This window comes from Bacteriovorax sp. DB6_IX (genome assembly GCF_000447775.1).
Lineage (GTDB): Bacteria > Bdellovibrionota > Bacteriovoracia > Bacteriovoracales > Bacteriovoracaceae > Halobacteriovorax_A.
On record NZ_AUNJ01000465.1, the window covers coordinates 1 to 5,145 of the forward strand.

A 5,145-nucleotide genomic window follows, 5' to 3' on the forward strand; every position below is an offset into this window, starting at 1 on the left:
TTCTCGCTGCTGCAACAAATGAACCCTCTTTAAGGACCACCATCGCTAATTGGAAGGCATAAATTCTATCAAATGTAGTCTTTTGTATTATTTCCATATTGGAAATAGATTATTGCATATTTTGGGTATTGTTTCAAAATTATATTTACCGTAAAGTGAGGCATATCACTTTTTTACATGATCCAAATCGGAGTAAAAATGAAGAAAAAGGTTGTTATTGTCGGTGGTGGTTTTGCAGGTATTGCAGCTGCAAAGGCCCTGGCCAATACTAATATTGACGTCACTCTTATTGATAAGAAGAACCATCATCTCTTTCAGCCTTTATTATATCAAGTCGCTTCGGCGGCACTTTCTCCTGCTGATATCTCTGCACCATTGAGAGAGATATTAGCAGGAGCTACTAATACTAGAGTTCTCCTCGATGAGGTAGTCGATATAGATAAAGAAAAACAAATTGTTCATACGTCGTCTAATGTCTCTCACCCCTTCGACTACCTCATTCTTTCCCCAGGGGCTAAGCCTTTCTACTATGGCAATGATAATTGGAAAGACTTTGCTCCTGGTTTAAAAACAATTGAGGATGCTCTTGCGATAAGAAATAAAATGCTTAAGTCCTTCGAAGAGTGCGAAAACTCTGGCGGTGAAGAATTAAACTTTGTCATCATTGGTGCAGGGCCTACAGGCGTTGAGCTTGCGGGAGCTTTTGCAGAGATTGCCTATGATATTCTCTCTAAAGAGTTTAAAAGTTTTGACCCCAGTAAAGCTAAAATCTTTCTTCTCGAAGGAGGTAAGGAGGTCTTACCGGCATACTCTGGAAAACTCTCAGAAAAGGCGAAAGGTTATCTTGAAGCTCTTGGTGTAGAGGTCTTAGTTGGCCAGCGAGTTTTAGAGATTAAAGAAGGTCTTGTAAAAACAGATCAACAAGAAATTAAATCACATAATATTATCTGGGCAGCAGGAAATGTCGCTTCTCCTATTCTAAAAAAATTGAATGTTGCTCAGGATCGAATGGGTCGAGTTATTGTCGAAAATAATTTATCAATCCCAAAATATCCTAGAATCTTCGTTCTCGGCGACTCGGCTCATTTTAAAGATAAGAATCAAAACCCCCTTCCTGCTTTGGCCCCTGTTGCTTCTCAACAAGGGCGACATGTGGCCAAGCAAATTAAGTTAGGGCAGAAGCTTATCTTCAGCTACTTTGATAAGGGGACAATGGCGACGATTGGAAACTACAAGGCCGTGATGGATTTTCATGGATTTAAGTTAGCTGGTCTTCTCGCATGGTTAAGTTGGAGCTTTATTCATATTCTCTTCTTAATTGATTTTAGAAATAGAGTCATGGTCTTTATCCAGTGGGCCTTTGCTTTCTTCTTTAAGAGAAAGGGTGTGCGTATTATTACTGATCAAAATCTGCTTGATAAATAGATTTTGATTTGATTGAATGATTTAATTCAAACACAAGCACGACTATCACTTAGAGAGGAAGAGACTTATGAAAGCATTAACAATCTTAATTGCATTACTTTCACTAAATACAATGGCAAAGAGCCCATGTATTGATAAAGATTTAAAGGAAGTTGGTTTTAAATATAGAAAGGCTTCTCAGTTTTTAAAAGATGCCAAGAATATGAAAGAGTGGCTATCAGTTGACGCTCCAAACTTCGTTGAAGATATGGATTCACCTGTTTGGTCAGCACCTTATGGTGGATATGTCTTCGTAGAATCATTTGATTATCTTCCAACTCCACAACTTGAGATGTTTGGAGATATCCTGATTATTTCTGATCACTTCAATAGAGAGGAGATTGTAGAGGTGAGATGGTATAAGAATGGGCAGAAGTTCATCTCATTTGATAGAAACCTGCAAGCTTGTGCTACACCACTATTCCCATACGCTGATAACGCTTTATTTTAATAAAATTAATGACTTAAGCTCTATATAGGTTGTAGAGCTTAAGTCTCAGTCTTTTTCCTAGCAGTTTTTCACTACCTGCCCCACAATAGGAATATGAACCTTACAAAAGTTTTTCTCTTTCCGTTGCCTAGGGTTGTCTATCAACCAGTCCTTAGAAAACCCCTTAATGTTTTCGAGCCTCGTTATGTCGATATGATTCATAAGGCAATAGAAGAGCGAATTCCTGTGGCCCTTTGTTATGGGATGACAGATGAAGAGGATGGGGTCACACGTATTAATCACGAGAGTTTACCCTATGTGAAATGTATCGCCGGTTGCGGGATTCCTACATTACTACAACAAAACCCTAGTGGACCAGAAATGCTAATTGTGCTCGAGCCGATGTTTAAGGTTGAAATCATGCAGTTACTCGAGACTGACGAACCTTATAATGTTGCTCTTGCCAGAGAGATTATTGAGTTTGAAACAGTCATGCCTGACAACTTTATCTCGTTAAAGCATCTTGAATTGGAGTTTCGCAATTGGGGGAGAAGCTATTTTGCTGATAATAAGCAGTTTGAAGAGGTCATTGGCTCATTGTCTGATCCGGTCCTTCTTGTGGCCGCTATTTGTGAGTTTATTATTGAGAATCCAGGGCTTAAGCAGGCCATTTTGGAGCTGGATGACATAAATGATAAGGTAAAAATCCTAAACGAATGGGTAGTTGCGTAATAACAGGTACTTATAGTCAAAAATAGTCCCATAAAAAATACGGCAAATGCTTCAATTCCCTTTACTTAAGGGATCTTAGTTGTTACATTCACCACACATTTAAACACAGATTACTCGCTCTAAACGACAGAGGTTTAGGGCAATTAATATAAATTGTTCAGGAGGTTTGTATGATTTACGAATTGGCATTAGTAGCCAGACCGGAAGCTACTGAAGAGCAACTAACATCACTTAAAGATATGGTTGCAGCAGTTGCAAAAGACTTCGACGGAGAAGTTCTTCTTACTGATGATTGGGGAAAGAAAACATTCGCGCAATTAGCAAAGAATGGTTCAAGAACTGGTCATTACATCTACTTCATTTATAAAGCAAACAATGAAGCAAACACAGAGCTAGCAAGACGTTTCAAAATTAACGAGCTAGTACACAAGTCACTTACAGTTAAACTATCAGACAAAGATGCAGAAGCTGAAGCTGTTGTTAAAGCTTACAAGTGTCCATACTCTAAGTCTCACGCTGGTTCACAAACTGATGAACTAGATAAAGGTGCTGATAAGGACAAGAGAAAATTTGCTAAGAGAAAAGCATGTTGGTTCAAAGCAAACAACATCACTGCAGATTGGAAAGATCCTAAGACTTACAACTGGCTAATCAACGAATTCGGAAAGATTTCTCCAGCTAGAGTTTCTGGTATTTCAAGAAAGCACCACAGATTTGCTGAAACAGCGATCAAGAGAGCTAGAAATATCGGTCTTGTATCTCACTTAGCAGGAAGATTTGCTGAATAATTGGATTGACTAGGTTAAGTAATGATGGCGCGTGAAAACGATTCATATTCAAAGTCAACTGGCCCACAAAAAGAAGTTGTTCTAGGACAGCTTAGTTTTGGGAAGCTTGTTTTCTTATGTATTATTGCACTTGCATTAGGTGTCGTTGGACCGCTATCGATATTTGCGCCTCTTCCATTGGCCGTAGCATTCTTACTTTATGGTTTAAAAAGAACATTTCTTGTTTCAGGGCTATTAGCTGGAATCACTTATGGTGTTTCAATGAGTGCCCCTGGTTATGAAATGTTATCCCACTACGCATTTATGATGGTTGGATCGGTGATTTTTGCAGTCGCCATTTCTTCAATCATTATGCGAGGAGAGAATCCTGTTAAAGGTTTAATCTCTCGTGGAATTTTAATATTTGGTGTTCTTGTTGCCTTGGTCGGTTTAACAGCTCTTGTTTCACCAGAACCTTTAACGGTTCAAGTTGAAAAATTAGTTGTCACTGGTTTCGAGCAAATAAAGAATCAGCCAAACTACTTAGAAATTATGAAAGCTGGTGGTGAACCTGCCAGAGATCTCGAAGCATTTTTAAGTAAGCCAAAAGAGTTAGTTAATGCGGTATTTGAGAGTGTCTTTGCTGTAACATTTGTCGGAGTTTTCTTTGTATTATGGTTAACTCTTTTTATGTTACTAAGAAATGGCATGATCTGGAGAGAGATGCATGATTATCGCTTTGGATTAAAAGATCTTGTACGCTTCAAGGCCCCTGATTTTCTGATGTACTTTGTTATATTAGGATTCGCCCTCTTTATTGGTGGTGAGTATCTCGGAGGTAAGAGCTTAGAAGTCGTTGGGGCAAATATTCTTTGGTCTTTAGGAGTATTTTACTTCTTCCAAGGAATGGGAATTTATCTCGACCTTCTAAAGTTTTTAAAGATTACAGGACTTTTAAGAAGCATCTTAACTGTTATGACAATTTTTTTAGCTTTTAGGTTTGTCGCTATTGTTGGTTTATTCGATTTATGGGCCGACTTTAGAAAGTATTTTAAAAGAAAAGAAAATTAGGAGAAATATCATGAAAGTTATCCTTAAAGAAAGAGTTAAGTCTCTAGGAAATGTTGGAGAGGTTGTAAATGTTTCTGCTGGTCACGCTAGAAACTTTTTAATCCCTAACGGATTTGCAGTTCTTGCAGATGAATCAAATAAAGCTCAGGTTGAGCACTACACGAAAATGCTAGCTAAGAAAGTAGCTGAGCAAAAGTCTGAAGCAGAAGCTGTTGCTAAAGGTCTTTCAGGTGTAAAACTTGATCTAGTAAAAAGATGTGGTGGAAACGGAAAACTTTTCGGTTCTGTTACAACTCAAGAGCTTTCTGAAGAACTAGCTAAGCTAGGTCACGATGTAGAAAGAAGACACCTTACTCTTGATAACCCAATCAGAGAACTAGGTGAGTACGAAGTTACTGCTAAGGTATTCTCAGGTGTTGAAGCAAAATTCACAGTTACTGTAACTATGGATCCTCAACAAGCTGAAGAAAACAAGAAAAAAGCAGAAGAACTTGCTGCTGCAAAGAAAGCAAAAGAAGAGCTTGATAAGCTAGCTGCAGAAAACAACACTGAAAATGACGGTGAGTTATCTGAAGAAGAAAAGCTTAAGCAAGACGCTAATAGAATCCTAAGAAGCTAATAGGCTTTTTAAGATAAAGGGCCCCATTTATGGGGCCTTCTTTTTGTTTACCTTATTGTTTG

Annotated in this window: 6 protein-coding genes; all 6 read left to right on the forward strand. The window is 38.3% G+C overall.

Going from position 1 to position 5,145, the window contains the following annotated elements; all coding sequences use genetic code 11:
- Nucleotides 1-198 precede the first annotated feature (198 nt).
- The 6 genes from M901_RS14520 (at nt 199) to rplI (ending at nt 5,083) form a co-directional block, all read left to right on the forward strand.
- Nucleotides 199-1,425, forward strand: coding sequence for an NAD(P)/FAD-dependent oxidoreductase (locus M901_RS14520; protein WP_021278969.1), 1,227 nt, complete (start codon nt 199-201; stop codon nt 1,423-1,425).
- 67 nt (nt 1,426-1,492) lie between these two features.
- Nucleotides 1,493-1,915: a hypothetical protein gene (locus tag M901_RS14525; protein ID WP_021278968.1), complete on the forward strand. Its 423-nt coding sequence runs from the start codon at nt 1,493-1,495 to the stop codon at nt 1,913-1,915.
- 93 nt (nt 1,916-2,008) lie between these two features.
- Nucleotides 2,009-2,626 (forward strand): LON peptidase substrate-binding domain-containing protein, encoded by a 618-nt coding sequence (locus tag M901_RS14530; RefSeq protein ID WP_021278966.1) that lies wholly within the window; start codon nt 2,009-2,011, stop codon nt 2,624-2,626.
- 170 nt (nt 2,627-2,796) lie between these two features.
- Nucleotides 2,797-3,414: a 30S ribosomal protein S18 gene (gene rpsR / locus M901_RS17160; protein ID WP_021278967.1), complete on the forward strand. Its 618-nt coding sequence runs from the start codon at nt 2,797-2,799 to the stop codon at nt 3,412-3,414.
- Nucleotides 3,415-3,438: 24 nt separating this feature from the next.
- Nucleotides 3,439-4,464, forward strand: a complete 1,026-nt coding sequence (locus M901_RS14540) for a DUF2232 domain-containing protein (RefSeq protein WP_021278965.1) — start codon at nt 3,439-3,441, stop codon at nt 4,462-4,464.
- 10 nt (nt 4,465-4,474) lie between these two features.
- Nucleotides 4,475-5,083, forward strand: coding sequence for a 50S ribosomal protein L9 (gene rplI / locus M901_RS14545; RefSeq protein ID WP_021278970.1), 609 nt, complete (start codon nt 4,475-4,477; stop codon nt 5,081-5,083).
- The last annotated feature ends 62 nt before the right edge of the window (nt 5,084-5,145 follow it).